At 61.3% G+C, this 26,014-nt stretch carries 23 protein-coding genes; 1 reads left to right on the top strand and 22 read right to left on the bottom strand.

The annotated features are described in order from the left end of the window. Window positions 1-44: 44 nt before the first annotated feature. The 14 genes from menE to ACMGF9_RS06890 all read right to left on the bottom strand — a co-directional run bounded on the left by menE (window position 45) and on the right by ACMGF9_RS06890 (window position 14,595). The gene (menE, locus tag ACMGF9_RS06955) at window positions 45-1,430 is read right to left on the bottom strand and encodes an o-succinylbenzoate--CoA ligase (RefSeq protein WP_015378564.1); all 1,386 of its coding nucleotides are present in this window, start codon (window positions 1,428-1,430) and stop codon (window positions 45-47) included. Further along, window positions 1,418-2,401, bottom strand: a complete 984-nt coding sequence (menC, locus tag ACMGF9_RS06950; protein ID WP_076740588.1) for an o-succinylbenzoate synthase — start codon at window positions 2,399-2,401, stop codon at window positions 1,418-1,420. Before menC ends, menE begins: the two co-directional genes overlap by 13 nt. Beyond that, window positions 2,401-3,258, bottom strand: coding sequence for a 1,4-dihydroxy-2-naphthoyl-CoA synthase (gene menB / locus ACMGF9_RS06945; RefSeq protein WP_033635308.1), 858 nt, complete (start codon window positions 3,256-3,258; stop codon window positions 2,401-2,403). The genes menC and menB overlap by 1 nt, the downstream gene beginning before the upstream one ends. Before the next feature lie 11 nt (window positions 3,259-3,269). Next, the gene (gene menH / locus ACMGF9_RS06940; protein WP_015378567.1) at window positions 3,270-4,040 is read right to left on the bottom strand and encodes a 2-succinyl-6-hydroxy-2,4-cyclohexadiene-1-carboxylate synthase; all 771 of its coding nucleotides are present in this window, start codon (window positions 4,038-4,040) and stop codon (window positions 3,270-3,272) included. Next, window positions 4,037-5,713, bottom strand: a complete 1,677-nt coding sequence (gene menD / locus ACMGF9_RS06935; RefSeq protein ID WP_414160620.1) for a 2-succinyl-5-enolpyruvyl-6-hydroxy-3-cyclohexene-1-carboxylic-acid synthase — start codon at window positions 5,711-5,713, stop codon at window positions 4,037-4,039. Before menD ends, menH begins: the two co-directional genes overlap by 4 nt. A gap of 380 nt (window positions 5,714-6,093) precedes the next feature. Continuing rightward, window positions 6,094-6,405, bottom strand: coding sequence for a stress response protein ElaB (gene elaB / locus ACMGF9_RS06930; RefSeq protein WP_004935964.1), 312 nt, complete (start codon window positions 6,403-6,405; stop codon window positions 6,094-6,096). Window positions 6,406-6,486: 81 nt separating this feature from the next. After that, complete coding sequence (gene idnD / locus ACMGF9_RS06925; protein WP_414160619.1) at window positions 6,487-7,518, bottom strand: L-idonate 5-dehydrogenase; 1,032 nt, start codon at window positions 7,516-7,518, stop codon at window positions 6,487-6,489. Between the two features lie 22 nt (window positions 7,519-7,540). Then, window positions 7,541-8,305 carry a gluconate 5-dehydrogenase gene (gene idnO / locus ACMGF9_RS06920; RefSeq protein ID WP_033632515.1) on the bottom strand — a complete coding sequence of 255 codons (765 nt, stop codon included), beginning with the start codon at window positions 8,303-8,305 and terminating at the stop codon, window positions 7,541-7,543. Window positions 8,306-8,668: 363 nt separating this feature from the next. After that, window positions 8,669-9,178: a DUF1097 domain-containing protein gene (locus ACMGF9_RS06915; protein ID WP_004935976.1), complete on the bottom strand. Its 510-nt coding sequence runs from the start codon at window positions 9,176-9,178 to the stop codon at window positions 8,669-8,671. A gap of 234 nt (window positions 9,179-9,412) precedes the next feature. Next, window positions 9,413-10,657 carry an MFS transporter gene (locus ACMGF9_RS06910; protein ID WP_004935980.1) on the bottom strand — a complete coding sequence of 415 codons (1,245 nt, stop codon included), beginning with the start codon at window positions 10,655-10,657 and terminating at the stop codon, window positions 9,413-9,415. A gap of 137 nt (window positions 10,658-10,794) precedes the next feature. Beyond that, window positions 10,795-11,331: a DUF2938 family protein gene (locus ACMGF9_RS06905; RefSeq protein ID WP_414160616.1), complete on the bottom strand. Its 537-nt coding sequence runs from the start codon at window positions 11,329-11,331 to the stop codon at window positions 10,795-10,797. 19 nt (window positions 11,332-11,350) lie between these two features. After that, a complete protein-coding gene (locus ACMGF9_RS06900; RefSeq protein WP_049241827.1) occupies window positions 11,351-12,214 on the bottom strand; it encodes a DMT family transporter in 864 nt (287 codons plus the stop codon). Between the two features lie 43 nt (window positions 12,215-12,257). After that, window positions 12,258-12,683 carry a cupin domain-containing protein gene (locus ACMGF9_RS06895; protein WP_004935988.1) on the bottom strand — a complete coding sequence of 142 codons (426 nt, stop codon included), beginning with the start codon at window positions 12,681-12,683 and terminating at the stop codon, window positions 12,258-12,260. Between the two features lie 82 nt (window positions 12,684-12,765). After that, entirely contained in the window at window positions 12,766-14,595 is a 1,830-nt protein-coding gene (locus ACMGF9_RS06890; RefSeq protein ID WP_015378575.1) for a thiamine pyrophosphate-binding protein, read from the bottom strand. 347 nt (window positions 14,596-14,942) lie between these two features. Between ACMGF9_RS06890 and ACMGF9_RS06885 the strand changes: the two genes are divergently transcribed. Then, window positions 14,943-15,815, top strand: a complete 873-nt coding sequence (locus tag ACMGF9_RS06885) for a LysR family transcriptional regulator (protein ID WP_004935995.1) — start codon at window positions 14,943-14,945, stop codon at window positions 15,813-15,815. A 60-nt stretch (window positions 15,816-15,875) separates the two neighbouring features. On the opposite strand, the gene nuoN is transcribed toward ACMGF9_RS06885, so the two are convergent. The 8 genes from nuoN to nuoG form a co-directional block, all read right to left on the bottom strand. Further along, the gene (gene nuoN, locus ACMGF9_RS06880) at window positions 15,876-17,333 is read right to left on the bottom strand and encodes an NADH-quinone oxidoreductase subunit NuoN (RefSeq protein WP_004936000.1); all 1,458 of its coding nucleotides are present in this window, start codon (window positions 17,331-17,333) and stop codon (window positions 15,876-15,878) included. Window positions 17,334-17,339: 6 nt separating this feature from the next. Continuing rightward, entirely contained in the window at window positions 17,340-18,869 is a 1,530-nt protein-coding gene (gene nuoM, locus ACMGF9_RS06875; protein WP_004936002.1) for an NADH-quinone oxidoreductase subunit M, read from the bottom strand. Between the two features lie 95 nt (window positions 18,870-18,964). Continuing rightward, window positions 18,965-20,812, bottom strand: coding sequence for an NADH-quinone oxidoreductase subunit L (nuoL, locus tag ACMGF9_RS06870; protein ID WP_015378577.1), 1,848 nt, complete (start codon window positions 20,810-20,812; stop codon window positions 18,965-18,967). After that, on the bottom strand, window positions 20,809-21,111 hold the full coding sequence (gene nuoK, locus ACMGF9_RS06865) for an NADH-quinone oxidoreductase subunit NuoK (RefSeq protein ID WP_004936014.1): 303 nt from the start codon (window positions 21,109-21,111) through the stop codon (window positions 20,809-20,811). The genes nuoL and nuoK overlap by 4 nt, the downstream gene beginning before the upstream one ends. Then, window positions 21,108-21,665, bottom strand: coding sequence for an NADH-quinone oxidoreductase subunit J (nuoJ, locus tag ACMGF9_RS06860; protein ID WP_004936018.1), 558 nt, complete (start codon window positions 21,663-21,665; stop codon window positions 21,108-21,110). The genes nuoK and nuoJ overlap by 4 nt, the downstream gene beginning before the upstream one ends. 13 nt (window positions 21,666-21,678) lie before the next feature. Beyond that, window positions 21,679-22,221, bottom strand: coding sequence for an NADH-quinone oxidoreductase subunit NuoI (gene nuoI / locus ACMGF9_RS06855; protein WP_004936019.1), 543 nt, complete (start codon window positions 22,219-22,221; stop codon window positions 21,679-21,681). Window positions 22,222-22,235: 14 nt separating this feature from the next. Then, window positions 22,236-23,213, bottom strand: coding sequence for an NADH-quinone oxidoreductase subunit NuoH (nuoH, locus tag ACMGF9_RS06850; protein ID WP_004936022.1), 978 nt, complete (start codon window positions 23,211-23,213; stop codon window positions 22,236-22,238). Then, window positions 23,210-25,948 (bottom strand): NADH-quinone oxidoreductase subunit NuoG, encoded by a 2,739-nt coding sequence (gene nuoG, locus ACMGF9_RS06845; RefSeq protein WP_031300541.1) that lies wholly within the window; start codon window positions 25,946-25,948, stop codon window positions 23,210-23,212. The genes nuoH and nuoG overlap by 4 nt, the downstream gene beginning before the upstream one ends. Window positions 25,949-26,014 lie beyond the last annotated feature (66 nt).

Below are 26,014 nucleotides of genomic sequence, written 5' to 3'. Positions count from 1 at the left end.
CCCCCCTGCAGCCATCCACTCAGCCGCCCTTTCAGGCGGCTTTTTTATGCCTGGGAGAAACGCTGCGCCACCCACTGCTGCAATTGGCGGCGCGAAATCTTGATGCCGCCGTTTTTCAGCTCGTCAGGCAGCGGAAGCAATGCCGTCGGGCGTTGGAAATTGGCCAGCTTATCCTGCGACCAGGCGAGCAGCGCCCCCAACGACAGCGCCGGATCGCCGTCGATCACCGCCACCGGCCGCTGGCCGAACTCAGCGTCCGCCATCGGCACCACAAACGCCTGCGTGATCTGCGGGTGCGCCGCCAGCACACGTTCGATATCCTCGGGCTGCACCCCTTCGCCGCCGCTGAAAAACAGGTTGTCCAGCCGGCCGAGAATGCGCAGTTCCCCCTCCGCCATCACGCCGCGATCGCGGGTCGCGAACCAGCCCTGCTCATCGGCCAACGGCTGCAGATGCCCATGACGCCAGTAGCCGAGCGCCAGGCTGTCGGCGCGGATCCAGACCTCTTCGTCCACCAGTTTTACTTCGCGGCCGCCGAGCGGCAGGCCGACGCCTGGCCGCGCATCGGCGCGCTTGGCGCACACCGTGGAGGCCAGTTCGGTCAGCCCGTAGCCGCACCAGCAGCGGATCCCCGCCGCCTCCGCCCGTTCGGTCAGCTCCACCGGGATCATCGCGCCGCCGAGCAGCACCGCTTTCAACGTCATGCCCGTCAGCGGTTGCGCCAACAGCCGCCAGAGCTGCGTCGGCACCAGCGAAGCATGCGTGCATCCTGCCAATGCCTCCGCCAGCGGGTGCGTCTCGCGCACCGCCAGCCGCGCGCCCGCCGCCAACCAGCGCCAGACGATGCCCTGGCCGGAGACGTGAAACAGCGGCAGTGACAGCAGCCAGCAATCCTCGCGTTGAAAATCCATCAGCTGCAACACCCCGGCGGCGCTGGCCAGATGGTTGGCGTAGCTGTGTGCCGCCGCCTTCGGCATGCCGCTGGAACCGGAAGTCAACGTCAGCGTCGCCAGACGCTGCGCATCCCACGTCGGCAGGTCTGGCCAACGCGGCTCGGTCGAGGGAGGCGTCAATCGAATCACCTCTTCCGGCAGCGCCAGCAACGAGTCCGGGCCGAAGACAAAGGTCATATCCAATTCCGGCAACAGCTGCGCCAGCAGCGGCGCCGGCAAGGCGGGATTGAGCGGCAACAGGCGTGCGCCGCACTGCAACAGCGCCAGATAGGCCAGCAGCAGTGGATAGCTGTTTTTACCGCACAGCGCCACGCCGCAGCCCGGTTCAACGCCCTGATGCTGGAAATCCGCCGCCAGTTCATCCACCTGGCTTTGCAACGCCAGCCAGCTCAGCGGTTGTTCGCCGAGCAACAGCGCCGTCGCCTGCGGCTGAAGGCGCGCCCAGTGCCGCCACGGCCAATCGTTCAACGGCGCCATAGACACTCCAGCGCCGAAACATCCAGCAGCGGCAACGCGCAGCCCGGCCACGGGCGCAGCACCTGCGCCTGCATCAATCCCAGCGTGTCCAGGCCCGGCACGGTATCCGGCGTCAGCCAATGGGCAATGCGCGCCAGTTGGGTCAACCCCAGGCTGGATTCGAGGCTGGAACTGATCACTGCCGTCAGGCCCGCCGCGTGCGCCTGCGCCACCAGCGTCTGGCAACGCGCCAGGCTGCCGACCAGCGTCGGTTTGATCACGATGGCCGCCACGCCCGGCTCGGCCTGCACCACAAAATCCGCCTCGCGCACGCTCTCATCCCAGGCGATGGCAATGCCGGTCGCCCGGGCGAAGTCGCGCGATTCATCACGGGTCTTGCAGGGCTCCTCCAAAAAAGCGATGCGATCGCGCCACGCTGGGTTAACGTACCTGGCGAAGCCGTCGGCCTTGGCGCGGGTCCAACTGCGGTTGGCGTCCAGCCGCAGCCGCAGATCCGGCAGCGCCTCCAGCAGCACGTTGACGATCATGCCGTCACGCACCGCCTCATACAGCCCTACTTTCACCTTGGCGACTTTCTCGCCCGGCAAAGCGCTCAATGTCTCGAATAGCTCGTCCGGATCGCCAGTACACAGCGGCGCCTTGCGAAAATCCGCCTGCGTCGGCAAACGCTGCTCCAGCTCGGCCTGCGCGCAGCTCAGCCCAAAGGCCACCGAGGGCAGCTCGCTGTCATCCGGTTCGTTGCCCGCCAGCCACGCCTGCAGCCAGTCCAATGCGGCCCGTTCGGCCTGCGCCGGCGTTTCCCGGCTGAACTCCGGCAGCGGCGCGATCTCGCCCCACCCCTCACGCTCGCCCTGACACAGCTGCACCACCCATCCGTCACGCGTTTTCAACCGCTGATTGCGCAGCACCACGCCCGCCTCCATCGGCAGGCTGTAACGGTATAGCGCCGCGCTGCGGTTTGCCCCGCTCATTACGGGTTACGCTTGAATTTGCTGAAATCCGGCTGGCGCTTCTCGTTGAACGCGTTGCGCCCTTCCTGCCCTTCGTCGGTCATGTAGAACAGCATGGTGGCGTTGCCCGCCAGCTCCTGCAAACCGGCCTGGCCGTCGCAGTCGGCATTCAGCGCCGCCTTCAGGCAGCGCAGCGCCATCGGGCTGTTCTGCAGCATTTCGCGGCACCAGCGCACCGTCTCTTTTTCCAGATCGGCCAGCGGCACCACGGTATTGACCAGCCCCATGTCCAGCGCGGCGGCGGCGTCATACTGGCGGCACAGGAACCAGATTTCGCGCGCCTTCTTCTGACCGACGATGCGCGCCATGTAAGACGCGCCCCAGCCGCCGTCGAACGAGCCCACTTTCGGGCCGGTCTGGCCGAAGATGGCGTTATCCGCCGCGATGGTCAGATCGCACATCATGTGCAACACGTGGCCGCCGCCGATCGAATAACCGGCCACCATCGCCACCACCGGTTTCGGGCAGGTGCGGATCTGGCGCTGGAAGTCCAGCACGTTGAGGTGATGTACGCCGCTGTCGTCGCGATAGCCGCCGTAGTCGCCGCGCACTTTCTGATCGCCGCCGGAGCAGAAGGCCTTATCGCCGGCGCCGGTCAGAATAATGACGCCGATGCCGTCGTCGTAACGGGCGTTGGCCAGCGCGTCGATCATCTCTTTGACCGTTTGCGGACGAAACGCGTTGCGCACCTGCGGCCGGTTGATGGTGATTTTGGCGATGCCGTCGGCGGACTTGTGATACAGAATATCTTCGAAATCGCCGGTGCAATCCTGCCAGGCGATGGCGGCATACAGCTGTTCTTCATTCGGATAAAGCATGTTCGGTTCCTTTAACCAGGGTTAACGAGAAAGGTCTGCAGCTCGGCGACGAACTCCTGCGGATTGGCCAGATGCGCGTTGTGGCCGGCCTGCGGCACGATGCGCAACGGCAACCCGGCGTCGCGCGCCAGCCGTTGAAATTTGGGGTCGTTCTCACCGCACAGCACCCGCAGCGGCACGGTCAGTTGGCGCAGCTGCGGCGCCAGATAGGGCTGCCGCCCGAGCGATGTGGCTTCGAGCATGTCGGCGATCGCCGGGCCGCTGTTGATCGAACGCGCAGCGATCAGCGCCTGGCGGTGCACGTGGCTAAGCTCTTTGAACACAGGTTGCTGATACCAGTCCGCCAGGACTTCGGCAATCGGCTCACTGCGAAAACGCGCCGCCCATCGCGCATCCTGCTCGCAACGGTCACGGCGCAGTTGTTCGTCCTCAAGCCCCGGATTGCCGCCCTCGACCAGCACGCCTTGCAGACCGTCGTGGCGTCCGTGGCAAGCGTGATACATGGCGATGCGCCCGCCAAGCGAGTAGCCCACCAGCCAATAACGTTCGATATTGCGCAGTTGCAGGGTCGCGGCGATTTGCGCGCTGATGTCGTCGAAGCCGCGGCAGCTCACCGCCACGGAATCGCCGTGGCCGGGCAGATCGATGGCCAACGACGGCCATTCCGGGCAGCGCGCGGCGATCACCCGCCATTCATTGTTGTTGCCGAGCAGGCCATGCAACCATATCAGCCAGGGGCGGCCCGCTTCGCCCTGTTGCAAAATTCGCGTCGCCAGCATCATTGCACCGCCATCTGTTGCACCAGGTATTGCAGGCTTTCGGCCCCTGCGCTCGGCGGCACCTGCAGCTCTATCAACGTGGCGCCGCCGCGCCGCCAGCCTTGCTCAACCGCCTGTTGCAGCTGGCTCCAGTTTTCCGGCCGCGCATAGTCAAGCTGGAACATCGCCGCCGCGTGGCTGAACTCAACGTTCTGCGGCATGCAGTAAAAGCGCTGACGCTCCTCTTCCGGCGTCGGCAGCAGCGAGAAAATTTGGCCGCCGTTGTTATTGACGACGATCAGCACCGTCGGCGCCGAACAGTGGCGCAGCAGCGCCAGCGCATTGAGGTCATACAGGGCGGAAAGGTCGCCCACCACCGCCAACGTCGGCCTGGCGGTGGCGCGCTGTACGCCGGCGGCGGTGGAAATCAGACCGTCGATGCCGCTGGCGCCGCGGTTGCTGAATACCGGGTAAGCGGCAGGCAGCATCGTTAACGCGTCGATCAGTCGCACCACCAGGCTGTTGCCGAGAAACAGCTGGCCGTTCTCCAGCAGCAGTTCCGGCAGGCGGTGCGCCAGCTGCGCTTCGCCAAAGTTATCGTGCAGATGCGTGGACGCCGCCGTCAGCGCTTTATCCGCCAGCGCTGCCAGCCCGGCGGCCCACGGCGCGCGCGGTTGCGCGGGATGCTGCGCCAACCACTGCGCCACGCCGGCGCGCAGGCGCCGCCCCCGGTGTTGGGCCGGATCGAGCCGCCCCGGCAGCTCGTCGATAATCCAATATTCTTCCGGCTGACACTGCGCCTGCCATTGCAGCAGGCGTTTGCCGGTCAGGCTGCCGCCGAACTGCACCACCAGCTGCGCATCTTGCAGTACGCGCTGCGCCTGCGGATGCGCGAGCCACAAATCGGCGCAGGGCAGCGGTTGCCCGGTCTGCGACAGCACATCGCCGATCAGCGGCCAGCCCAGCGTTTCGGCCCAGTCGGCCACCTGCGCGCCCTCTTGTGCGCTCATGCGACCGGCCAGCACCACGCCGCGCTTTTGCCGCCAGGAGAACCAGTCCGGCTGCGGCGACGGCGCCGTACGCGTCTCGCTTTCCTGCAGCCACGGACGATCGCTCTGCCACCAGTCGCCCAGCGCGGCGGACCAATCGGCATAGTGACGCTCATCGCCGCCGTACAGCGGTTCGGCGAACGGGCAGTTGATATGCAAAGCGCCATGCTGCAGGCGCGCCATCGCGCTGTCGACGCTGGAGGCCAGCCACGCGGCCGGAATATCCGGCGTCGGACGCGGCAGATCGATCGCCAACGTCGGGTGGCTGCTGTAGAGACCGTTTTGACGGATCGCCTGATTGGCGCCGCAGTCGATCAGTTCCGGCGGCCGATCGGCGGTGAGAAACACCAGCCGTTCACCGGTCAGGCCGGCTTCGATCAACGCGGGATAAAGGTTCGCCGCCGCGGTGCCGGACGTAACGATCACCGCCACCGGCTCACGCGCCGCCTTCGCCAGCCCGAGCGCCAAATGGCCGAGCCCGCGCTCATCAAAATGGGTATGGCAGATAAACGATCGGTTGGCCGCGGCGGCCAGCGTCAGCGGCGTGGAGCGCGATCCCGGAGCGATACAAACATGCCGCACCCCATGGCGGGCCAGCGCCTCGAGCAGCACAGCCGCCCACCGGCGATTAAAAACACTTGTCGACATAGTTCGCTCACAAGTCAGTTAGCAGAAATCGTCCCCGGCGCAGCCGACGGACGCCGCGCCTGTAGTTACGTTCTGTATTATATGAGGTGTTATTTTCACGGCTTTTGCGCCAGCGCAAGAACGCCGTATATCCCTGGGTGTTTACACCAGATAATTGTTTGATTTAGAACAAAAAACAAACAATTAAAACACAAACACTTTACACTTGCGGCGACGCCGGCTCAATCCGTCCATACAAAAACAAGGGAGATAAAGGTGCTCCAATGGCGGCCAGCGGGAAGTATAGGCGGGATAAGGGAAAGCGATCGGGGAAACGGCGGGATGAACGACACAGTCTGCAGAAAAGCACGAGGCGGCCTGCGCCGCCCCGATGACATGATTTATTTGCGGGCCAGCAGCAGCCCCAGCACCAGCCCGACGGTGGCACCGATGCCTACGCTGTGCCAGGGTTTATCCCGCACGTAGTCGTCGGTGCGGTGCACCGCTTCTTTGGCGCGCGCATAGTAGGATTCGCCGGTGTTCGCCCAGCGCGCCTTGACCTCACTCAGCGCCTGCTCGGCGTGCGACTTGATGTCAATGTAGGCCTGATCCGCGCGATCGCCGGTGTATTGCAACACTTCTTCCAGCGTCTCGGTCAGCATTCTCAGATCGTCATCCAGCGTAGTTTGCTCAGCATCCGAATGTCTTGCCATAGTGAGATCTCCGTGGTTGAAAAATTAAGCGTTCCTACACTATAGACAAGGATCGTCGCCTGCGGCCATCGGACTTTTACCCTAAAACACCAATTGCACCTTGGCGGCCTGGCGCTTGTCGCCGGCAAACTCCAGCGCCTGCGCCAGTTGGTCCCCGGCGAATTCCGCCGACAACAGCGGCAGCGGATCGACCACATCGCCGGCCAGCCAGGCCACCGCCAGCGCGAATTCCGCCACGAAGCGAAACGATCCGAGCAGGTTCAACTCTTTGGCGATCAACAACATCAGCGGGAAATCAGGGAAGCTGCCGCCCATGCCGACCTGCACCACGCTGCCTTTGGCGCGGGTGATCTCCAGACAGCGCTGCAGCGACAGCGGGTGCCCCGCCACTTCGAAGGCGACATCGAAGTAGCCCTTGTCCTGCTGATAGTCGCTAAAATCGTCATCCGCGGCATGCAGGCACCGATTGGCCCCCATTTGGCTGGCGATCGCCAAGCAGCGCGGACTGAGATCGGCGCAGACAATCTCGGCGGCGCCCAGCGCTTTCAGCGCCGCCACCAGCAGACAGCCGATCGGGCCGACGCCGGACACGAAGATCTTTTTCCCCGCCACATCGCCGGGCTGCTTCGCCGCGTGGACAGCCACCGCCAGCGGTTCGGCGAACACCATCACCCTGTCGTCGCGATCGGCGGCGTAAGGAATGCACTGCGCGCTATCCACCACTTTGTATTGGGTAAAAGCGCCGTCGACGTGCGGAAAATACATCGCGCTGCCGAAAAAGCGCATCTCGACGCATTGATTGCTTTGCTGCTCCAGACAGTATTTGCACTGCCCGCAGGGTTTGCTGGGATTGAGCGCCACCTTCTGCCCGGCCGGCAACTGCGGCGAATCGCTGGCGACCACCTCACCGATCACCTCATGGCCCAGCACCATCGGCTGACGCACCTGAAAATTGCCGACCTTGCCTTCCTGGAAGTAATGCAGATCCGAGCCGCAGATGCCGCCGCGGCTGATTTTCACCAGCGTTCCCTGCCCTCGATAATCCACTTCTTGCGCGATCACCGCCACGTCTCGCTTGCCTTTGACCACGCAGGACTGAGTTTGAATTTTCATCGCAAGACTCCACGGAAAAAGATTACACCGCCGCCGACATGCCGCCATCGACAAACAGCAGTTGCCCGTTGACGAAGGCGGAGGCGTCGGCGGCCAGGAACACCGCCGCGCCGATCAGCTCCTGCGGATCGCCCCAGCGCGCGGCGGGCGTGCGTTGGGTCAGCCAGGCGGTGAAGGCCGGATCGTCGGCCAGCGCCTGCGTCATCTCGGTTTTGAAGTAGCCGGGGGCAATGCCGTTGACCTGAATGTTGTAGCGCGCCAGCTCCACGCACATGCCGCGCGTGAGCATTTTCACCGCCCCTTTGGACGCCGCATAAGGGGTGATGGTGTCGCGGCCCAGCTCACTTTGCATCGAGCCGATGTTGACTATCTTGCCGCGCCGGCGCGGCACCATGTAACGCGCCACGGTCTGCGACACGATGAAGACCGCCTTCTGGTTGACGGCAATGATGTCGTCCCAGTCTTGCTCCGGAAACTCGGTGAACGGGTGGCGGCGCTGGATGCCGGCGTTGTTGATCAAAACGTCTATCGCGCCGATGTCCGCTTCGATACGGTCGATGGCGGCATGCACCGCCTGGGAATCGGTGACATCGAACGCCGCCGCCTCGGCGCGCAGCCCCTCTTCGCGCAAACGTTCGGCGGCGTGCCGGGCATGCTCTTCGGTGGTGGCGTTGACCAGAATATGCGCGCCTTGCTGCGCCAGGCCGCGTGCCAGCAGAAAACCGATGCCGCGCGAGGCGCCGGTGATCAAGACGGTCTTGTTATCCAGTGAAAACAGATTGTTCATAGTGATTCCCGGCCATCAGGCCTCCAATCGGACAGGCTTCTATCTCAGCCGATTGTTACCGGTAAAAACGTGATGGAAATCACTGAAAATCATGTTACGAAACCCTGTTACCCTTAACGTGATCTCACGCAGGCAGTCAGCGGGTAAAACTTATCTATCCGATTGAAAAACGGCTATTTTCAATAGAAGTACATTCATTGTTATCGCCAAATCGATGGGTTAACATGCCGCTATCCCCCTTGCCGCGCCGCCCGTGAAGGCCACCGAATGAAACACCTCCGCGTTACGCGACAGGACATCGCACAATGGGCCGGCGTAACCCAAACGCCGGGTAACCAAACGCTGGTGGTGAACTGCCGTCTCTCACTCGGCGGCACCGTTTGAGCCGGCATTCGGGCCAATCGGCGGCGTAGCGCGGGCTTTTTCGCTGCGCGCCGCCCACCACAGACCGCTGTTTTTCATCGCATAGCCGAATAGCAGGCCCACCAGCAGGGAAAGCGTCACCAGCGGCCAATCGCCGCCGCCAGCGAAGGTCGCACAGGCGCCGATAAAGGTGCCGGGCACGAACCCCAGCCACTGCTGTTTGGCCTGAATGCACATCAGGAACGCCACGACGCCGGTCAGCAGATACCCCAGCAGATTCCACTGCGGCGCCAGTTCGCTGCCGTGGATGATCGCCATTGCCCAGAAGACGCCGCTGCAGCAGGTCAACGCGCCGATCAACAGCCCTTTCAGCCCGCCCTGCGGGCAGGCGAAATACGCCGTGCAGCCGAGAAAACCGGCCCAACCGATCAGCCCCAGGCTGACGGCAACCCAGCCCCAAACGCCGGAGAGGATCCCGGTAGTAACGGCAATGGCGAAAAGAACGTTCATAAAGTGACCTGCGGCAAAAATAAAGCGCGCAGTTTACCCGAAGCGAGTGATTTTTTCGTGACTAAAATCACGAAAAAAATGCAAATAAGGAAATGTAAATATCAAAAAAGCAATGTGTATCACAAAAAAAGCCAGCGTGACGAGCACGCTGGAATAACACAACACCAGGGAAATCACGATCTCAAATGAAATGCCTACATGCGACGCCTGTCGCCCCCCTCCCGAACGCCGGTTTCAGCGAGGGAAGCCCGCACGCGTTACCATGACGCTCAACATCAAACAAATCACGGCGCTGCTCAGGAATAACAAGTGGGTCGCCAAATGCAAATCGGCGTGGTCGATCACAACGCCTAACAGGATCGGCACCCAGTTAGCGATATACGCGATCACGTAGAACAGGGAGATCAAACGCGCATGGCTGGCTTTCGGTGAAATCAGATTCACCAGCGTGGCGCTGCCGACGAAGATCGCGCCATAGGCGTAACCGGCGATCACCATGCCTGCGGCGGCCAGCGCCAGCGAATGGATCTGAATCGCCACGGCGAACACCCCGACCGACAAAGCCTGAGCCAGGCAGCCGAACATCAGCGAATGGCGGGCGTTGATGCGACGACTCAAAATCTGGCTGATGCCGGCAATCACCAGATAGACGGCGACCACATAGCCAAAGACGCCACGGCTCTGCATATCCAACAGTTTTTCGGCGACGCTCGGCCCTATCGCCAGAATGCTGGCGGCAACCGCCCAACAAATGAACAACGCCCCGGCGCACAGGAAGAATTTGCCGCCGGTCGCGCGCAGGCCATCCGCCAGAGAGCTTTTCGCCACCGGCGCGTTATCCGCCGCTGCGCTATCGGCCTGCGCCGCCACCGCCTCTCGCGGCCAGCGCAGCATCACGCCAAGTGCGGCGACGGCGGCAATGGCCATGATGATGATGAACGGCAATGACGTGGTATGAAAACCGGTTTGCAGTGCGACGCCGCTAAAGATCGGGCCCAGGGCCAATCCGGTGGTAAAGGACAGCGTCGCGATCAACGCCGCATTTTTTCCGCCGTCCTGCGGCCCGAAACGCACCAACGCGATATTCGCCGCACCGGTCAGGGCGCCGGTGCCGACGCCGGCCAGCAGCCGTGCCATAAACATCATGAAGAACGACGACGCCACCGAAAACAGCAGCGCGCCAAGCAACACCACCAACAGCGCCGGCACGATCATGCTGCGCAGGTCTTTTACTTTCCCCGCCATATTGCCTACGCCGAACAGCGAAATCAGCACGCCGGCGGCATAAGCGCCGTAGATGATCGTCAGGCTGACCGAGCTCAACGCCAGCTCATGTTGATAAAGCGGATAAAGCGGCGTCGGCGCGCTGCTGTTCAACAGCGCTGACATCAATGCCAACGCCAGAAACAGCAAGATGGCAAAATGCGATGTACCCGCCTTCGCTTTAGCCGTTTCTTCAACGGCGATACTTTCTGACATGTTCAACTCCCGAATCGATCAGGCATTCGCCCTAAATAAATGCGTCTTCCCGCATGCCACGCGGCTTCAGGAAGCGCGCTTATCATAGCGTTGGGCTATCACGCCCAAAATAGCCAAGAATGCATCATCGTGATTCATTAATGCAGCATCGCAGCGTCAGGCATGCATTTCTGCAGCATGCGATGCCGCCAAGCGATGGCGCAACCGCCCAATGCCACGCCATACACTGCATGGTTGGCCAGGCTGGCGATCAGCAAAGCCGGATTTTTGCCGGCCATTCCCCAAAGCCCCAACCCCACCGAGGGATAAATGAAGCACAGCGAGATCAGCGAACAGGCCAGGCCATACGTCAGCGCCCCAACGAGCAGGCCGCCCCCCGACTTAACGCGCGGGTAGATCAGGCAATAGAACGGGATCGCCAGGCTAATGCCGGCAAAATAGTGCGCGCCGTAGCCCATCATCAGAGCCTCTGGCACATCGGGAATGTCGCCAGGCCGCAAAAACCAAAATTGCCCCTGCAGCCATTGATTCATCAGTTTGCCGATGAAGGCCAGGTTGAGCTTGCCGATGAGACCGACGCTGGAGGCGACACTGTTCACCCCATCCATCGTCAGCGTCGCCACTATGCCAAACAAGACCGCCATCGCCATGGCGCCAACCGGACGCATGTTCATTGTTTCGTTCCTTATCACGTTATGCCACCGCCGCCTGCTCGGACTTGGCCGAAGCACGCTTGCGCACCGCCAACGCGCCGGACAACACGATCAGCGCCATACCGGCGGCGGCGATATAAGACAGCCGCTCGCCAAATATCAGATAGCCAAGCAGCGTAGAGAAAATAATGGTGCTGTAAGAGAGAATGCTGACAATCACCGCATTGCCACCCCCGTAGGCGCGAGTCATGGCGATCTGCCCCAGACTGCCGAAGACGCCAATGGCGCAGACGCACAGCAGCATTGCGCCGTCCAGCAAGGAAAAGCCCAGCAACGCAGTCATCAGGCCGCCAACCAGCGTTCCCACCAGCGAGAAATAGAACACCACGCGCAGTTCCGGCTCACCGCGTCGCACCAGCTTGCCGACGTTAAAGTAAGCCAGCGCGGTTAACAAACCGGCCGCCAGCCCGACCAGCGTGGCAACGTACTCCCCGTTGGGGGCGTCGGGGCGCAGCAAGACCAAAATGCCGGCAAAGCCCAACAGCACGGAAAACAACAGCCGACCGGTCAGCTGCCCTCGGGTCGTGATGAACGCGATCGCCGACTGAAAGAGGGGGTTGGTATAACCCAACGTGGTGGCGGTGGCGATCGGCAGATGTATCAGCGAATAAAAACCGCAGTACATCGCCGCATTGCCTATCGCCGCCCGCTTCATATGCAATCCGAGATGACGGGTGCGAAAACCGAGGCGCTGGATCTTGATCAGCGCCGCGACGATCAGCACATTGATGAGAGAACGATAAAAAATGATGTCGAAAAATCCGACCGTCGTCGACGCCAACTTGATGCAAGCACCCATCAGCGCAAAGAATCCGCTGGCGACGACCATCCACAAAGCTACCATGATCTTCTCTTATTAACGGCCTTTGGACAGGGCCGTATCAACACTACCCGGCGGCTTTCACCGTCAACGGTTTATCGTCCGCGCAAGCGAAGAACACCAGCATTTCGGCGCCTTGCTCGCCGGAAACGCCCTGATGCACGATATCCACGGTATCGGTAAACGAATCCCCCTGCCGGAACGTGCGGCGTTCACCGGTTTTCCTGACGGTGAGCGAAACGCTGCCGCCGCTCATGTACACTGCGCTGATGCAAGGATGCGTATGCCAGGCCAGTACCTTGTTCGGCTCTACCGTCACCTTCAGCATGGTGATCTGCGGCGCGCCTGCGGGATACTGACGATATGCCGAGCCCTCCCATGCGCTGTCGGTCTTGAGCAACGTCGTTTTGACGATGCCTTCGCCATGCCCCTCGGCAGCCTGAACCGGCCCCTGAAATACTGCCAACAATGCCAAAATGCCCCACTTAACCATCTTATCGCTCCCTGACTGCCGCGAGTAAAAATGCCAGGCGCCGCGCGCGGTGAACCTGGCGAGTTGAAAAAACAGCGTTGTGCTACAGTCCTTTGATGCGCTGCTCGTATTCTGCGATGCTCTCGGCGTAGTAGCGGTTAGGCGCCGCAAAGTTGCCCACCATCACTTCGATGAGGTACGGCCCCGGATGTTTCGCTGCGGCGCCGAGGGCCTCGTCCAGATCCTCCAGCGTCTCCGCCTTCGCGGAGGCGACCCCCAGGCTGTTGGCAAACGCTTTCCAGTCATGGTTGGGCAAGGCGGTATAGTCGGCGGAAATGCCGCGATTTTGCAGCGTGTCGATGTGCATGGCGCCGTGCGCGCTGTTGTTCATCACCACGAACACCACCTTCACGCCATAACGCGCGGCGGTCTGAATTTCGATGCCGTGCATCAGCATGCAACCGTCGCCGGTCACCACGAGGCAATCCCGCTGCGGTGCCGCCAGCTTGATGCCGATGCCCGCGCAAATGGCCCACCCCATCGGCGCCAGGGAGCTGGAGGTGTGATAATCCCCCCGCCCGGCCGCCAGCCAGTGATGCGCCATGAAAATGCGGTGTGCGCCCGAATCGACCACGACGTTGGTATCCGGATTCATGCGGCTGCGAATGTGTTTAATCGCATCGCCGGGATACAGCCGGCTTTCGCCCTGGGCGATGCGCGCCTGCAACGTCGGCTGCGGCTGTTCCAGCGGCAGTGCGCGAACCCCTTCCAACCAGGCGTCACGCAGGTGAGCCGCGTCGCCAAGCCGCGCGTCCTCATCGCCAACCGCGGCCAACAAACAGTGCAACGTACCGCTCAGGCTGGAAAATATCTGCAGATCCGGCTGGTAATGCGAGCTCACTTTGTCGAAGTCTTCGTCGATCGCCACCAGCGTTTTATTGCCGTGCAGTCTCGGGTTCCAGTTCAGACTGTCGCGCTGGCTGAGATCGCAGCCCAGCACCAGCAGCACGTCGACGCCTTCACCGTTGAGGGTTTCTACCGCGCGGGCATGGCCGGCAAAACCGTAGACCCCTAATGCCAGGGCGTGCCCTTCGGGAAACGCGCCCTTGCCGGACAACGTCGTGGCGACAGGCAAGCGGTATTTTTCCGCTACCCGCAACAACAGCGCGGCATCCTGTGGATTGTTCATCCGGTTGCCTACCAGGCAGGCGACGTTGAGGCCGCGCAGCAGATAATCATGCAACAGCTGTTCCACCGCTTGCACATCCACGGCCGCTTCACGGTGCTGCGGCACTCGCTCAGGCTGGTCGCGACGATCGCCGAACGCGGTTTTCTTCTGCATGTCGACCGGCACGCTCAGATAGGCGCGCCCTTTCCGCTGTGGGTTCAGGCTGGAGAGGCTGCGGCGCAGCTCATGCTGCAAGGTCAGGTTGTTTTTCGTTTCTATCGCGGCGCAAAGCAACGGTTTGACGATGGTCAGCTCATCGATGCCGCTGTTGCTGCCGTCCTGAAAAGCGCCCTGCGCCTCATGATAGGTGGCGATGCTGCCGGCCAGGTACAGCACGGGGATCTTATCGGCTTGCGCGGCGGCCATCGCCGGCAGGAAATTCATGGTGCCGGGACCTGAAATGCCCAAACAGACGCCAAACTTTCGGCTGGCGCGGGCATAGCCATCGGCCATAAATCCGCATGCGGTTTCATGGGCACCGACGATGCCGACAATCTCGGAACGGTCAATAGAAGTGATTAACGGATAAACCAGTTTGCCAGGGACCAAAAAGATATGTTGAATGCCGCGCGCTGCAAGGCCTTGAATAATGACATCGGCGTTGTTGCGTTCCATCTTCTCGGCGCCTGGCGCCACGGTAACTCTGACTCCGTCCTCCGTCGCCAACGCAACGGGGGGGCACAGCATCTCTGCGTGAGACTCCATTTTTTTATATCCAGTCATATCATCGTGAGCTAACTTGATTCAGAGTCGATCCCACTTGGCGGTCGCCCAGAAATAACGGGAACCGGCTCTTATTCGTATTGCTTATGCATTAGGGTGGCCTTGGTGTAAAATGTGCGTCGGGTCGCAGCATAAGCGCCGATAAGAATAAGCATTACCAGACAAAAATAAAGGTGCAAAACCGCTTCACGGTGATGCATTTATACATATCCTGAAACATTATAAATAATGATGATACGAAGCATTTTTTTCGGTCTCCACACCAGAATAAACACCGCATCACACCGCTTCCTTCCCCCTCCCGCCAGTCTGTACAGAGGAGGTGTGCAATGAACTGGGACGACGCCCGATTTTTTCTCGCCGTTGCGCGCTGCGGCACGCTACGCAAAGCCGCCAGCCAGCTGCATGTCGATCAGGCGACCGTCGGCCGACGGCTCTCCGCTTTCGAAGATGCGCTCGGCTCCAAGCTGTTTATCCGCACGCCGAAATCCTTCGCCCTCAGCCCGCTGGGGGAGGAAATGCTGGCGGACGTGATGAAGATGGAAAATGCGGTGCAGGCGATCAACCGTAAAGCCGCCAGCGGTGACGAAAGCCTGTGCGGCAACGTGCGCATCGCCACCACCGATACCCTGGCCGAAGCCTTCGTGATGCCTGCGCTGCAAGATCTGCGGGAACGCTATCCGGCCATCACCGTCACGCTGCTGACGGCGGTCAACATCGCCGATATTTCTTACCACGGCGCAGATCTGGCGATCCGCGGCGCCCGTCCCGATGACGATGAGCTGATCATCAAACGGTTAGCCACCATCGAAATGGGCCTGTATGCCACTCAGCACTATTTGGCGCGGCGCGGCATGCCGGTCAAGGGCGAACAGTTGCGCGGCCACGATCTGCTGATGTTCCCGCGCGAGCTGGTGCCGCGCCACTGGAACAATTTCTGCGGCGAGGCTCTGCACGAGCCCAACGTCGTGCTGCAATGCAATTCGCAGCTGCTGCTGCGTTCCGCCACCCGCAGCGGGCTGGGCATCGGCCTGCTCTCCGCTTTTTTGGCGGACAAAGACCCGGAACTGGTGCGTCTGTTCCCGGAGAACAAAGACTGGGTGGATATCTGGCTGGTGCTGCATCCCGATTTGCAACGCGCAGCCCGCGTGCGCGCGGTAGTGCAGGCGCTGGAAACGTCGTTTAGCGCCCATTACGGCTGAGTGCCGTTTCGCCCATAAAAAAAGGCCGCCGAAGCGACCTTTTTACCGTCTGAAGCGTTATCAGAACGTCGGCTGCGCCATCTGCACCAGCGAAATCAGCGGCTGCGGATAAACCCCCAACAGCAGCACCAGCGCGGCGGAGATCAGCACCACGACGCCACCGGCGGTCAACGCCCAGTTGTTCGGGGTGTCGCGCTGCAGCGATTCCGGCGCGCTGAGGAACAGGCTGACGGTCACGCGCAGGTAGTAGTACAGACCGATGGCGCTGCCTACCACGACTGCGCCGGTCAGCCACCACAGGTGTGCGCTGACGCCCATCGCGATCACGAAGAACTTACCGATAAAGCCCAGCGTCATCGGGATACCTGCCAGCGACAGCATCATCACCGTCATCACCGCGGACAAGATTGGCTTGTGCCAGAACAGACCACGGTAAGAGAACAGCGAATCCGCATCCGGGCCGCGGTATGGGCTGGACATCAGGCTGACCACGCCGAAGGCGCCCAGGCTGCTGAACAGGTAACCGGCCAGATAAACGCCGGCGGTTTCCAGCGACAGCTGATGGGTTTGCACCGCAATCAGCGCCACCAGCAGGTAGCCCAGGTGAGCGATCGACGAGTAGCCCAGCAGACGCTTGATGTTGGTCTGGCTGATAGCCATCAGGTTACCGAACAAGATGGAGCAGAACGCGATGATCGACAACACCATGCGCAGCGCTTCGTTGTCGGCGGCCGGGGCATACAGGAACAGACGCATCACGACCGCGAAGATCGCGATCTTGCTGGCGGTCGCCAGGAAGGTCGAGACCGGCGCAGGCGCGCCCTGATACACGTCCGGCGTCCACAGTTGGAACGGCACCAGCGACAGCTTGAAGCCCAGACCGACGATCATCATGCCCATACCGGCCAGGATCAGCGGCTGGTGCATCATGTTTTCCTGCAGGCTCTTGCCAAGGCCGGCCAGCGACAGATCGCCGGACTCGGCATACAGCAGCGCCATGCCGAACAGCAGGAACGACGACGCGGCGGCGGACAGCAGCATGTACTTAATGGCGGCTTCCAGCGGGCGCTTCTGGCGATAGGCGTAGCCCACCAGGCCGAACAGCGGCAGCGAGATAAGCTCGATACCGATGAACAGCGAAGCCAGGTGGTTAGCACTCGCCAGCAGGATGCCGCCCAGAGCGGCGATCAGCACCAGCAGGTAGAACTCTTCGCGGTTATCCGGATAGCCGACCAGCCACGGATAGGCGAAGGTGCAGGTCGCCAGACTCGCCAGCAGCACCAGCCCGGTGTAGAACATCGAGTAGCCGTCAACCCGCAGCAGCGGGGTGACGTCCATTGGGCCTGCCTGGCCGACAAAGTACAGCGAAAGCAGCGCCAGGTTGAGACCGATCACGGTCAGGGTGGCGTTGATAAAGTGGTCGCGTCGCCACGCAATGCCTAGCATCACAACCACCACCGTCAATCCGACGATCAACAGCGGCAGCAGTGCGATCAGTTGTTGAGGAGTTATTGTCATGGCGAATTACGGCCTTGTTGTTGAAATTGCTGAAACTGACGAACCAAACCAGTGTTGCACGTTGCTCATCGCCGCGTTGGAAGTATCCAGAATCGGCTGCGGGTAAACCCCCAGCAGAACCAGCAACACCACCAGCAGCAGAATGATGAACAGTTCGCGCGCGGTCATGCCCTGCAGCGGCTGGTCTGACTTAGGCGCACCGTAGTAAGCGCGCTGCATCATGATCAGCGAGTAAACCGAAGCGAACACCAGACCGAAGGTGGAGATCACGGTGATCACCGGCACCACCTGGTAGCTGCCGAACAGAATCATGAATTCGCCGACGAAGTTACCGGTGCCCGGCATCCCCAGCGTAGCCACGGCGAAGAACAGCGACAGCGCAGGGATGAACTTGATACGCCCCCACAGGCCGCCCATCTGACGCATGTCGCGGGTGTGCAGGCGCTCATACAGCTGGCCGCAGATGATAAACATACCGGCGGCGGACAGGCCGTGCGCGATCATCTGGATCACGGCGCCCTGGTAAGCCAGCTGGCTGCCGGTGTAGATGGCGATCAGCACGAAGCCCATGTGCGAGACCGAGGTGTAAGCGATAAGACGCTTGATGTCGGTCTGCGCGAACGCCATCCAGGCGCCGTAGAAGATACCGACCACGCCCAGCCACATGGCGATTGGCGCGAACTCGTGTGAAGCCTCAGGGAACAGCGGCAGGCTGAAACGCAGCAGGCCGTAGGCCGCGGTTTTCAGCAAGATGCCCGCCAGGTCGACGGAACCTGCGGTCGGCGCCTGGCTGTGCGCATCCGGCAACCAGCCGTGCAGCGGCACCACCGGCATTTTCACCGCGAAGGCGATGAAGAAGCCCAGCATCAGCAGATATTGCACGTTGTGGGACATCGGCGTTTGCAGCAGGTCTTCGTAATCGAAGGTCCACACGCCGGTGGCGTTGTAGTGCACGAACACCAGGCCCAGGATCGCAATCAGCATCACCAGACCGCTGGCCTGGGTGTAGATGAAGAACTTGGTCGCCGCGGTGATGCGGGTTTTACCGTCCGACGCCTTGTGGCCCCACAGCGCGATCAGGAAGTACATCGGCACCAACATCATTTCCCAGAAGAAGAAGAACAGGAACATGTCGATGGCGAGGAACACGCCGATAACGCCGCCCAGGATCCACAGCAGGTTAAGGTGGAAGAAGCCCTGATACTTCTGGATTTCACGCCAGGAACAGAGGATCGCCAGCACGCCCAGCAGACCGGTCAACACCACCATCAGCAGTGACAGACCGTCCAGCGCCAGGTGGATGGAGATGCCGAAGCGCGGGATCCACGGCAGCAGGAATTCGCTCTGCCACTGCGGAATGCCTTTCGGCGTGGTCAATGTATAGCCGCCCTGCATCCACAGCTGCAGAGAGAGCGCCAACGTCAGCCCCATTGCGATCAGCGCTATCCAGCGCGGCACCTTAGTACCGAAGCGCTCAAGCTGCCAGCACAGCAGACCGCCGATAAAGGGGATAAGAATTAGCCAAGGTAATAGCATGGCGTTTTGTGTCCCTTATACGAATAATTTCAAACTTTGTACGTAGCGCCTGCCCGGCGCTACGCCCGAAAAATGCGTCTGTTTAAATTATTCAATTAAACCAGAATCAACAGAGCCAATACGACCACTGCACCCACACCCATAGACGCTATATACCAACGCACCTGGCCGTTCTCGCTCACCGTCAGACCGCGGTTCCCCCAGCGGGAGAAGACGGCCGGCAGGTTCATCAGCGAGTTCAGCGGATCGCGTTGCAGCAGCTTCGCAATGCCCAGATACGGCTTGACGAATACTTTGTCATACAGCCAGTCGAAGCCCCAGGCATGGAACCACCAGGTCGAGAAGAAACGCCCCGGTGCGCTGTTGGCGATGCTGTTGACCAGGCTGCGTTTGCCCAGCCACAGCGCGGCCGCCAGCAGAATGCCGACGATAGCCACCACGCCGGAGGTGATTTCCAGCGTCAGTACGCTGCCGTGCGCCAGCTCGGTCGTCTCCGGCAGCACGCCCTGCAACGGCGGCACGATCATCGCGCCGACGAAGGTGGACAGCACCAGCAGAACCAGCAGCGGCAGGTGGTGAGTGATGCCTTTACCGGCATGCGCTTTGATTTTCTCTTCGCCATGGAACACGATGAAAATCATACGGAAGGTGTACAGCGAGGTCATGAACGCACCGACCAGGCCGGCAACCATCAGGTTGATGTGGCCGTTGGCCATCGCGCCCGCCAGGATCTCGTCCTTACTGAAGAAGCCGGCCGTGACCAGCGGCAACGCAGACAGCGCCGCGCCGCCCACCAGGAAGCAGACGTACACCAGCGGGATGCTCTTGCGCAGGCCGCCCATCTTGAAGATGTTTTGCTCGTGGTGGCAGGCCAGGATCACCGAACCGGACGACAGGAACAGCAGCGCCTTGAAGAACGCGTGAGTCATCAGGTGGAAGATCGCCGCGTCCCATGCCTGCACGCCCAGCGCCAGGAACATGTAACCGATCTGGCTCATGGTGGAGTAAGCGAGCACGCGCTTGATGTCGGTCTGCACCAGCGCGGCGAAGCCGGCCAGCAGCAGAGTGACCGCACCGACGATGCCCACCAGGTGCAGCACTTCCGGCGCCATCAGGAACAGGCCGTGCGTGCGGGCGATCAGGTAGACGCCTGCGGTCACCATGGTTGCCGCGTGGATCAGTGCAGAAACCGGGGTTGGGCCCGCCATCGCGTCCGCCAGCCAGGTTTGCAACGGCAGCTGCGCCGATTTACCGACCGCGCCGCCCAGCAACATCAGCGTCGCCCAGGTGATGGCCGTATCGCCCACCGCCAGTTTCTGCGGCGCCAGGATCATCAGCTCACGGATGTTCAGCGTGCCCAGCTCGTTGTAGAGGATGAACAGCGCGAACGCCAGGAACACGTCGCCCACGCGGGTGACGATAAAGGCTTTCATCGCCGCCGCGCCGTTGGCCGGATCTTTGTAGTAGAAGCCGATCAACAGGTAGCTGCACAGGCCCACGCCTTCCCAACCCAGATACATCAGCAGCAGGTTGTCCGCCAGCACCAGGACCACCATGCTGGCGATAAACAGGTTAGTGTAGGCGAAGAAGCGCGAATAGCCCTCTTCACCGCGCATGTACCAGGAAGCGAACATGTGGATGAAGAAGCCGACGCCGGTGACCACCGACAGCATGGTCAGCGACAGGCCGTCCAGCACCAGAGTCACGCCGATATTGAAGTTGCCGACGGCCATCCAGGTCCACAGGCTTTGCTCGAACAGCTGCACGCCGGCGGCTTTCTGGGCGAAGAAATCCATCGCCACATACACCGTGACCAGCGCAGCCAGGCCGATAGAGCCCACGCCGACGGTGGCCGCCGTGTTCTCAGACCAGCGACCGCGGGAAAATGCCAACAGCAGGAACCCGATCAGCGGTAGCAGAATTGTTAAATATAATAGGTTCATCCGCGCATCTCACTGACAGTATCAATATTCAGGGTATGACGACGACGGTAGAGCTGCAGCAGCAGCGCCAGGCCGATACTGGCCTCGGCTGCCGCCAGGCTGATCGCCAGGATGTACATCACCTGCCCGTCCGCCTGGCCCCAGTAGCTTCCCGCCACGATAAACGCCAACGCCGCAGCGTTGATCATCACTTCCAGGCTGATCAGCATAAACAGCAGGTTGCGGCGCACCAGCAGCCCGGTCAACCCGAGCACAAACAGGATAGCCGCCAGGATCAGGCCGTGTTGAAGAGGGATCATGCTTGCTCCTCCGATTTTCTTCTCGCCATTTCGCCACCCACCGGCGCGTTGCTCAGCACCTCGCCAGGCTTGTGCTCGCGGCCGATATGGAAGGCGACAACCAGCCCCGCCAACAGCAGCATTGAAGCCAGCTCAACCGCCAGTACGTAAGGCCCGAACAGGCTGATGCCCACCGCCTTCGCGTCGACCATCTCACCGCTGATGCCCTGATCGGATACGCTGCGGATCGCAACGATCAATACCACCAGCAGCGCCAGTGACAGCAGGCCAGGCCCGATCCACACCGTCGGTTTCATCCAGTCGCGCTCTTGCTGCTGCACGTTGCCGAGGTTCAGCATCATCACAACGAACACGAACAGCACCATGATGGCGCCCGCATAAACGATGATTTCCAATGCGGCGGCAAAGTAGGCGCCGAGAGAGAAGAAGACTGCCGAGATCGCCAATAACGAGACGATCAGATACAGCAGCGCATGCACAGGGTTGGTATGGGTGATCACGCGAATCGTCGCGGCCACCGCAATCAAACCTGCCAGATAAAATGCAATTTCCATGCTTGCTGGCTCCTTAGGGCAACAGACCTTTGACGTCGATCGGTTTGGCTTCGTTTTCGGCTTCGCCTTTGGCTTTGCCGTCAATCGCCATACCGGCCATCCGGTAGAAGTTATATTCCGGATATTTACCCGGCCCCGAGATCAACAGATCTTCTTTTTCGTACACCAGATCCTGACGCTTGTACTCGCCCAGTTCGAAATCCGGCGTCAGCTGGATAGCGGTAGTCGGGCAAGCCTCTTCGCACAGGCCGCAGAAGATGCAGCGCGAGAAGTTGATGCGGAAGAACTCCGGATACCAACGGCCGTCTTTCTGTTCTGCCTTTTGCAGCGAGATACAGCCGACCGGGCAGGCAACCGCACACAGGTTACAGGCGACGCAGCGCTCTTCGCCGTCCGGATCGCGCGTCAGCACGATGCGGCCGCGGTAGCGTGGCGGCAGGTACACCGGTTCTTCCGGATACATCTGGGTTTCGCGCTTGGCGAAGGCATGCATGCCAATCATCCAAATGCTGCGCATCTGGGTGCCGAAACCAACCACTAACTCTTTCAATGTCATGGTTTATTCACCCCTTATTGAGCGTTGTACAAAATGACCGCGGCGGTTGCCAGCAGGTTCAGCAGCGTCAGCGGCAGGCACACTTTCCAGCCGAAGGACATCACCTGGTCATAACGCGGACGCGGCAGCGCGGCGCGGATCAGGATGAACATCATCATGAAGAAGGCCGTTTTCAACGCGAACCAGATGAATGGCGGCAGGAACGGACCCTGCCAGCCGCCGAAGAACAACGTCACAATCAGGGCGGACACGGTGACGATACCGATGTATTCCCCCACGAAGAACAGACCGAACTTCATGCCGGAATATTCGATGTGGTAACCGTCGGCCAGTTCCTGCTCGGCTTCCGGCTGGTCAAACGGGTGACGGTGACACACCGCCACACCGGCGATCGCGAAGGTCACGAAGCCGAAGAACTGCGGAATGACGTTCCAGACGTGCGCCTGAGATTCAACGATGGCCTGCATGTTGAACGAATCCGCCTGCATCACCACGCCCATCAGCGACAGGCCGATGAACACTTCGTAGCTCAGGGTTTGCGCGGAGGCGCGCATCGCGCCCAACAGCGAGTATTTGTTGTTGCTCGACCAGCCGGCGAACAGCACGGCGTACACCGCCAGGCCGGCCATCATCAGGAAGAACAGAATACCGATGTTGAGATCGGACACCGCCCAGGTCGGGCTGACCGGCACGATGGCAAATGCCAGCAACAGGGAAGTAAAGGCGATCATCGGCGCCAGGGTGAAGATCACCCGGTCGGAGAATCTCGGCACCCAGTCTTCCTTGAAGAACATTTTGATCATGTCGGCGACCAGCTGCAGCGAGCCGCCCCAGCCTACGCGGTTCGGTCCGTAACGGTTCTGGAACAGGCCGAGCAGGCGGCGTTCGCCGAAGCTCATGAATGCCCCGCACGCCACGACCACCAACAGGATCACGACCGCTTTAAGAATGGCGATCAAGATGTCGATCACCTCAGGGGTAAACCAGCTCATCGTGCCGCCTCCCGCAGATTGTCTACCTTAGCACCCACCAAGATCGGCGGGATCCCTGGCAAGCCGAGCGGCAAACCAACCTGGCCCTGGGTCAGGGTTTCACTCAGACGCACCGGCAGACGCAGAGTCTGGCCCGCACAGCTGAACTCCACCAGGCTGCCCGCATTAACGCCAAGCGTCGCCGCATCGGCCGGGTTGACCATCACGTAGGCTTCCGGCATACGCTGCTGGATCACGTGAGAGCGCTGCGACATTTCATCGCTGCCGAACAGGTGGTAATAAGGCGCGACACGCCAGCCGTCGACCGGATTGAACGCGGCAGGCACGCGGTCGAAGTAACCGAGGCTGCCCTCCCCCGCTTCGATCAGGCGCACGCCCGGATCGCCGTGGCGCAGTTTGCCGCCCACTTCGGCCTGGAACTTGTTCCATGCCTGCGGTGAGTTCCAGCCTGGCGCCCAGGCGAACGGGATCTGCTGACGATCGGCCAGCGGGCTGTTGTTCCCTTCCATCGAGAAGGCGAACATGGTGTCTTTATCCTGCGGCTGACGCGGCTCGTGCACGCTGATGTTGGCGCGCATGGCGGTACGGCCGCTGGAACGGTGCGGCGAACGCGCCAGCTTCTGACCGCGAATGCGGAACGTCGCGTCCGGCGCGGCGTCGACGATGCCCTGCAGCTGCGGCAACGCGGCGACGCAAGCGGCGATCACGTCATCGAGCTGGGTCCAGTCCACGTGGCGGCTGGTGTAGGTGGAGTGCAGCGAGTGCATCCAGCGCCAGCTTTCCAGCATCACGGTGAACTGATTCTTCTTGGCGTCGTCGTAGTAAGCCGGATCGTATACCTGGAAGAAGCGCTGCGCGCGGCCTTCCTGGTTGATCAGCGTACCGTCGCTCTCGGCGAAACTGGCCGAGGAGAGGATCAGATTGGCTTTGTCCATGATCGCGGTGCGCTGGTGGTCGGCGACGATCAGGTTATTGACCTTGGCCAACGCCGCGTCCACTTGCGCCGCCGGCGCATGGCGATAGAGATCGTTTTCCATCACGATGGCGGTGTCGGCTGCGCCGCTCGCCAGCTGTTCCAGCGCCTGATCGAGCGAACCGCCGCCGATCATCGCCAGGCCCATGCTGTTGGCTGCGCCCGCCACGAAGGTGATGCCGACATCGGAACCGCGGCCCTTCAACGCTTTGGCGATGTTGGCCGCCGCTTCGATGATGGCTTCGCTGCCGGCGTTGCTGCCGGTCACGATCAGCGGTTTGCGTGCGCCGGTCAGCGCCTGCACGATGATATCGACTTTCTTGTTCAGGCCTTCAGCCAGATCGTTCACCGCCGGCGCTGCGCTATCCAGCGCGTGAGCGATGGCGAAGCCGAAGCGCGCCTGCTCGTCTACCGGCGCGCGGTAGTTCCAGGCGGCGATGTCATCCAGACGGGTGTTATCGACGTTGGTGGTGAACAACGGATACTTGGCGTGTTGGCCGATATTCTGCACCGCCGCGATCTGCCAGTCGGCCACGCGTTGCGCCGCCGCCATCGCGCGGGCTTTACCCTTGACGGCCTGACGCACGGACAGCGCGATGCGCGCGCCGGTTTGCGTCAGGTCTTCGCCCAACACCAGCACCGCGTCGTAATCTTCGATCTCACGCAGCGCCGGCGTATGAACGCCGCCGTTCTTCAGCACGTTCAGCATCAGCGCCAGACGTGATTGCTCCGCCTGAGCGATACCGGTGTAGTAGTTCTCTGCGCCAACCAGCTCGCGCAGCGCGAAGTTGCTTTCCAGGCTGGCGCGCGGGGAGCCGATGCCGATGGTTTTCTTCGCCTGACGCAGGATGTCCGCCGCGCCCTGCATCGCCTGCTCGGCGTTCAGGGTGATCCAGTCGTCGCCGCGCAGCTGCTGCGGTTGACGCGGGCGATCTTTCTGGTTGACGTAGCCGTAACCGAAACGGCCTCGGTCGCACAGGAAGTAGTGGTTCACGCTGCCGTTGTAACGGTTTTCGATACGGCGCAGCTCGCCATAGCGCTCGCCCGGGCTGGTGTTACAGCCGATGCTGCACTGCTGGCAAATGCTCGGTGCGAACTGCATGTCCCATTTACGGTTGTAGCGTTCGGAGTGCGTTTTGTCGGTGAAAACGCCGGTCGGGCACACTTCCACCAGGTTGCCGGAGAACTCGCTTTCCAGCGTGCCGCTTTCCGGGCGACCGAAGTAGACGTTGTCGTGCGCGCCGTACACGCCGAAGTCGGTGCCGTCCGCATAGTCTTTGTAGTAACGCACGCAGCGGTAGCAGGCGATGCAGCGGTTCATCTCGTGCGAGATAAACGGCCCCAGCTCCTGGTTGTTGTGGGTGCGTTTGGTGAAGCGGTAGCGACGGAAGCTGTGGCCGGTCATTACCGTCATATCCTGCAGGTGACAGTTACCGCCTTCCTCACAGACCGGGCAATCGTGCGGGTGGTTGGTCATCAACCACTCGACCACGCTTTCACGGAACTGCTTCGCTTCGCCGTCATCGATGGAGATGAAGGTGCCATCGGATGCCGGGGTCATACAGGACATCACCAAACGGCCGCGCGTATCTTCCGCGTTTTGGTATTGCTTTACCGCACATTGGCGGCAAGCGCCGACGCTTCCCAGCGCCGGATGCCAGCAAAAGTAAGGAATATCAAGGCCGAGGGAGAGACAAGCCTGCAGCAGGTTGTCCGCCCCGTCTACCTCATACTCTTTGCCGTCTACATGAATCGTAGCCATAGTCAGCATGCTTCCAAGTGGCCTGCCTTGCGGCAGGCGTTAATCAAAAATTCTGGCCGTGTTCGG

This window comes from Serratia sp. BNK-23 (assembly GCF_047456145.1).
Lineage (GTDB): Bacteria > Pseudomonadota > Gammaproteobacteria > Enterobacterales > Enterobacteriaceae > Serratia > Serratia nematodiphila.
This window is presented reverse-complemented; position numbering and strand designations above follow the sequence as displayed.

Excerpts from the sequence above, each read along its gene's own strand:
- menE (WP_015378564.1), bottom strand. The coding sequence starts at position 1,430 with ATGGCGCCGTTGAACGATTGGCCGTGGCGGCACTGGGCGCGCCTTCAG.
- menC (WP_076740588.1), bottom strand. The coding sequence starts at position 2,401 with ATGAGCGGGGCAAACCGCAGCGCGGCGCTATACCGTTACAGCCTGCCG.
- menB (WP_033635308.1), bottom strand. The coding sequence starts at position 3,258 with ATGCTTTATCCGAATGAAGAACAGCTGTATGCCGCCATCGCCTGGCAG.
- menH (WP_015378567.1), bottom strand. The coding sequence starts at position 4,040 with ATGATGCTGGCGACGCGAATTTTGCAACAGGGCGAAGCGGGCCGCCCC.
- menD (WP_414160620.1), bottom strand. The coding sequence starts at position 5,713 with ATGTCGACAAGTGTTTTTAATCGCCGGTGGGCGGCTGTGCTGCTCGAG.
- elaB (WP_004935964.1), bottom strand. The coding sequence starts at position 6,405 with ATGGCAAGACATTCGGATGCTGAGCAAACTACGCTGGATGACGATCTG.
- idnD (WP_414160619.1), bottom strand. The coding sequence starts at position 7,518 with ATGAAAATTCAAACTCAGTCCTGCGTGGTCAAAGGCAAGCGAGACGTG.
- idnO (WP_033632515.1), bottom strand. The coding sequence starts at position 8,305 with ATGAACAATCTGTTTTCACTGGATAACAAGACCGTCTTGATCACCGGC.
- ACMGF9_RS06915 (WP_004935976.1), bottom strand. The coding sequence starts at position 9,178 with ATGAACGTTCTTTTCGCCATTGCCGTTACTACCGGGATCCTCTCCGGC.
- ACMGF9_RS06910 (WP_004935980.1), bottom strand. The coding sequence starts at position 10,657 with ATGTCAGAAAGTATCGCCGTTGAAGAAACGGCTAAAGCGAAGGCGGGT.
- ACMGF9_RS06905 (WP_414160616.1), bottom strand. The coding sequence starts at position 11,331 with ATGAACATGCGTCCGGTTGGCGCCATGGCGATGGCGGTCTTGTTTGGC.
- ACMGF9_RS06900 (WP_049241827.1), bottom strand. The coding sequence starts at position 12,214 with ATGGTAGCTTTGTGGATGGTCGTCGCCAGCGGATTCTTTGCGCTGATG.
- ACMGF9_RS06895 (WP_004935988.1), bottom strand. The coding sequence starts at position 12,683 with ATGGTTAAGTGGGGCATTTTGGCATTGTTGGCAGTATTTCAGGGGCCG.
- ACMGF9_RS06890 (WP_015378575.1), bottom strand. The coding sequence starts at position 14,595 with ATGGAGTCTCACGCAGAGATGCTGTGCCCCCCCGTTGCGTTGGCGACG.
- ACMGF9_RS06885 (WP_004935995.1), top strand. The coding sequence starts at position 14,943 with ATGAACTGGGACGACGCCCGATTTTTTCTCGCCGTTGCGCGCTGCGGC.
- nuoN (WP_004936000.1), bottom strand. The coding sequence starts at position 17,333 with ATGACAATAACTCCTCAACAACTGATCGCACTGCTGCCGCTGTTGATC.
- nuoM (WP_004936002.1), bottom strand. The coding sequence starts at position 18,869 with ATGCTATTACCTTGGCTAATTCTTATCCCCTTTATCGGCGGTCTGCTG.
- nuoL (WP_015378577.1), bottom strand. The coding sequence starts at position 20,812 with ATGAACCTATTATATTTAACAATTCTGCTACCGCTGATCGGGTTCCTG.
- nuoK (WP_004936014.1), bottom strand. The coding sequence starts at position 21,111 with ATGATCCCTCTTCAACACGGCCTGATCCTGGCGGCTATCCTGTTTGTG.
- nuoJ (WP_004936018.1), bottom strand. The coding sequence starts at position 21,665 with ATGGAAATTGCATTTTATCTGGCAGGTTTGATTGCGGTGGCCGCGACG.
- nuoI (WP_004936019.1), bottom strand. The coding sequence starts at position 22,221 with ATGACATTGAAAGAGTTAGTGGTTGGTTTCGGCACCCAGATGCGCAGC.
- nuoH (WP_004936022.1), bottom strand. The coding sequence starts at position 23,213 with ATGAGCTGGTTTACCCCTGAGGTGATCGACATCTTGATCGCCATTCTT.
- nuoG (WP_031300541.1), bottom strand. The coding sequence starts at position 25,948 with ATGGCTACGATTCATGTAGACGGCAAAGAGTATGAGGTAGACGGGGCG.